This window comes from Streptomyces sp. SBT349 (assembly GCF_001083795.1).
GTDB lineage: Bacteria > Actinomycetota > Actinomycetes > Streptomycetales > Streptomycetaceae > Streptomyces.
Map to the genome: position 1 here is coordinate 1 of NZ_LAVK01000497.1, position 4,205 is coordinate 4,205.

Annotated in this window: 2 protein-coding genes; both read right to left on the bottom strand. The window is 72.7% G+C overall.

The window, feature by feature from the left end:
- On the bottom strand, nt 1–1,746 hold a 1,746-nt coding region (locus tag ADY01_RS33570; RefSeq protein WP_049580541.1), incomplete at its 3' end, for a type I polyketide synthase.
- A gap of 71 nt (nt 1,747–1,817) precedes the next feature.
- Nucleotides 1,818–4,205: SDR family NAD(P)-dependent oxidoreductase (locus tag ADY01_RS33575; RefSeq protein WP_234320514.1), on the bottom strand; the 2,388-nt coding region annotated here is incomplete at its 5' end.

Here is a 4,205-nt window from a genome sequence, read left to right on the forward strand (position 1 = left end):
CTGCGACCCCTGCCCCGGAAACACGAACACCGGACGCCCCGCACCCTCCACCACCGAACCCACCACCGCACCACTCAACCCCGACAACCCACCCAACAACTCACCACGACCACGCCCCACCACCACCGCACGACAATCCAAAGCCGCACGCGACACCACCAACGCCCGACCCACATCACCCACACCCACACCACACCCACCGACAAACTCACCCAACCGCGCCGCACCCTCCCGCAACGCACCCTCGTTCTTGCCCGACAGCACCCAGGGCAGCACGTCCGTGCGCGGCAGCGGAGCGGAGGCCGACCGGCCGTCGGCCGCGCCGGACGGCGCCGCCTCGGTCGTGTCCTCGGCCACGCGCGGAGCCTGCTCCAGGATCACGTGGGCGTTGGTGCCGCTGATGCCGAACGAGGACACCCCGGCCCGGCGCACGTGGCCCTCGTTCAGGGGCCAGGCCGCCTCGTCGACGAGCAGCGATACCGCGCCCGCCGTCCAGTCGATGTGCGGCGAGGGCTCCTCCGCGTGGAGGGTCCTGGGCAGCGCCTCGTGCTGGAGGGCCATCACCATCTTGATCACGCCGGCCACACCGGCCGCCGCACCCGTGTGGCCGATGTTCGACTTGACCGAGCCGAGGCGCAGCGGACGCTCCGCGTCGCGGCCCTGCCCGTAGGTGGCCAGCAGCGCGTGCGCCTCGATCGGGTCACCCAGCGAGGTCCCCGTGCCATGCGCCTCCACCGCGTCCACGTCGGCCGTGGACAGCCCGGCGTTGGCCAACGCCTGCCGGATCACCCGCTGCTGGGACTGCCCGTTGGGGGCGGAGAGGCCGTTGCTCGCGCCGTCCTGGTTCACGGCGGAGCCGCTGACCACGGCCAGCACCGGATGACCGTTGCGGCGCGCCTCCGAGAGCCGCTCCACCAGCAGCACGCCGGCGCCCTCGGCCAGAGCCATGCCGTCGGCCGCCGCCGAGAACGCCTTACACCGGCCGTCGCGGGCGAGCCCGTGCTGCGCGCTGAAGCCGATCAGCTGGAGCGGGGACGAGAGCACGGTGACTCCGGCGACAAGCGCCATGGAGCACTCGTTCTGCCGCAGCGCCTGGACGGCGAGGTGCAGCGCCACCAGCGAGGACGAGCAGGCCGTGTCCACCGTCACGGCGGGGCCCTGGAGGCCGAACAGATAGGACAGCCTGCCGGAGAGGACGGCCGCCGAGGTTCCGGTCATCAGGTGGCCGAAGGAATCCTCGGGGATGCGCGGGAGGGCACCGCCGTAGTCCACGACGTTGTTGCCGACGAAGGAGCCGATCTGCCGGCCCGTCAGCGAGGTCGGGTCGATCCCGGCGCGCTCGAAGACCTCCCAGGAGGCTTCCAGCAGCAGCCGTTGCTGCGGGTCCATCGCCGACGCCTCACGCGGGGATATCCCGAAGAAGTCGGCGTCGAAGTCGGCGACATTCTCCAGGAAGCCGCCCTCGCGCACATAGGAGGTGCCCTCGCCATTCGAGTCGGGGGCATAGAGGCGTTCGGTATCCCAGCCGCGGTCCTCTGGCAGGCCGGTGATGGCGTCCTGGCCGGAGCTGATCAGCTGCCAGAAAGCCTCGGGGGAGGTGGCTCCGCCCGGGTAGCGGCAGGCCATGCCGACGATGGCGATCGGCTCGGACCCTGCCGCCTCGACCTCCTCCAACTGGCGGCGCGCCTGGTGCAGTTCGGCGGTCGCCCACTTGAGGTAGTCGCGGAGCTTTTCTTCGTTCGCCATCACAGGCTCCCTGGGAGATATCGAAGTGCGTACAAGGCTGCTGGTACTGACTGGCTATACGAGAGAGACGATCAACTCGGCTTTCCCAGCTCCCTGTGGAGAAATTCGAATACCTCGTCGTCGGAGGCCGATTCGAGCGTGTCGGTGAAGTTCTCGGATGCGTCGGATGCCGATTCCCCGGCGCCGGACCAGGCGGAGAGCATCTTCTCCAGGCGCTGGGTGATCTGGGCGCGTTCCGCCTCGCTGGCGGTGGCCTGGGCCAGGCCGCGGTCCATGCGGTCCAGTTCCGCGTGCAGGGCGGAGACGCTCATCGTCCCGTCGCGCACGATCTCGGTCCGCAGGTGGTCGGCCAGCATGGCGGGGGTGGGGTATTCGAAGACGAGCGTGGCCGGCAGGCGCAGTCCCGTCGCCCGGTTGAGCTTGTTGCGCAGTTCGATCGCGGTCATCGACTCGATGCCCAGGTCGCGGAAGGCGCGTTGCGGCTCGGGGGTGTCGCCCGGCGCGTGGCCGAGGACGGCACCGGCGTGTGTGCACACCAGACGGGTCAGCTCGTGCTGCTGCTGTTCCACCGACAGGCTCGCCAGCCGGCTGCGCAGTTCCTCGGACTCCCCGGCGTCGGCGGGCTCGTCGCTCTCGGCCGCCGCGAGGATGTCCCGGGCCGCGGGCACTCCCTCGATCAGCCTGCTGGGCCTGGCGAGCGTGAAGGTCGGAACGAAGCGTTCCCACGCGATGTCCGCGACCGCGACGGCCGTGTGGTCACGTTCCAATGCCTGCTGGAGCGCGTTCAGGGCCAGCTCCGGGTTCATCGGCGGCAGTCCGTTGCCGCGGGCGGCCCGCATGGCACGCGGCACCTCGGGGTCGGCGGCCTCTTCCGGCGTCGGCATCTCCCACAGGCTCCAGGCCACCGAGGTGGCCGCCTGGCCACGGGCACGGCGCCGCTGGGCCAGGGCGTCCAGGTGGGCGTTGGCCGCGGCGTAGGCGGCGTGGTTGCCGCTGCCCCAGACCCCGGCCACGGAGGTGAAGTAGACGACGGCGTCGAGGGATTCCTCCGGGAGGAGTTCCTCCAGGTGCTGGGCGACTCCTCCCTTGGCCAGCACGGCCCGCGCCAGCTGAACGGGCTCGGTCTCCGTCAGCGGCGTCAGCTCGATGGCGGCGGCGGTGTGGAAGACGGACCGGATGGTGTCGCCCTCGTCGCCGAGGCGTTTGACCAGCCCGGCGAGCTGGGCGCGGTCGGTGGGGTCACAGGCGATCACCGTGGCCAGGACGCCGAGTTCGGCCAGCTCGGCGACCAGCGGATGTCCCTCGGTCCCGTCGCCCGCGGTGGGGTCGGTGAGCACCACGCGCCGCACGCCCCGGCGCGCCAGCCAGCCCGCCACCTGTGTCTCCATGGGGCCCGTGCCACCCGTGATCAGCGCGGTCTCCCGGGGCCGCCACTCGGGTGCGGCGCCCCTGGCGGGTGACGGGACGGGCGCCAGCCTGCGGACGTAGGTGCCGCCGGGGCGCAGGGCGAACTGGTCCTCGTCGCCCTCGTGGGCGAGCACGGCTCCGAGGCGTTGGTCGAGCCAAGAGGGCGGGACGTCGCCGTCCGCGCGCTCCGGCCCGGCCGGTCCTGGGAGATCGGCGAGGTCGGCGAGATCGACGAGTCCGCCCCACAGGCGCGGGTGTTCGACGGCCGCCACCTGGCCGAGCCCCCAGACCTGCGCGTGCTCCGGACGCGGGGCCGCGTCCGCTGGCGCTGCGGCGACGGTGACCGCGCCCTGGGTGGCGCACCAGAGGCGGGCGTCGCCGAGGCGGGCGCCGAGATCCGCCATGGCCTGCGTCAGCAGGAGGGTGCCCGTCACGCCCGAGGTCAGCCCGAAGTGGTCCGGATGCGGGCGCTCGTCCAGGGCGAGCAACGAGAGGACGCCGCTGATGTCCGGGGCCTCGTCGAGGGCGCGGTGCAGGGCGGCGGCGATGCCGGAACGGTCGGCGGTCGCCGGGTCCACGGTCAGGACGTGGACGTCGGCGCCGAGCCGGGTCAGAGCCTGGAGGACGGCCGGGCCGGGCGCGTTCCCGCGTCCGGGCTCCGGGTCCGGTGGCGCCACTGCCAGCCAGCGGCCGGCCGGCCGGGAGGCGGAGGCCGTCTCGGCCAGGGGCTCCCAGACCGCCTGGTAGAGCCAGGCTCCGGCGGTGTGGCGGTCGCGCGTGCGGCGGCGCCAGGTCGAGACGGCGGGGAGGACCGCCTGGAGGGCGGGCTCGGCGGGCATGTCGAGAAGGGAGCTCAGGGACGGGAGGTCCTCGGCCTCGACCGCCTCCCAGAAGCGGCCCTCGTTCTCGTCCGCGGGGCGGGGGGACGCGGACCGCGTGTCCTCGGTGGTTGTCTCCAGCCAGTACCTGCGGCGCTGGAAGGGATACGTCGGCAACTCCACCGGCGCAGTGGCCCCCGCCCCCGCCACCAGCGGCGACCAGTCCACCGACAC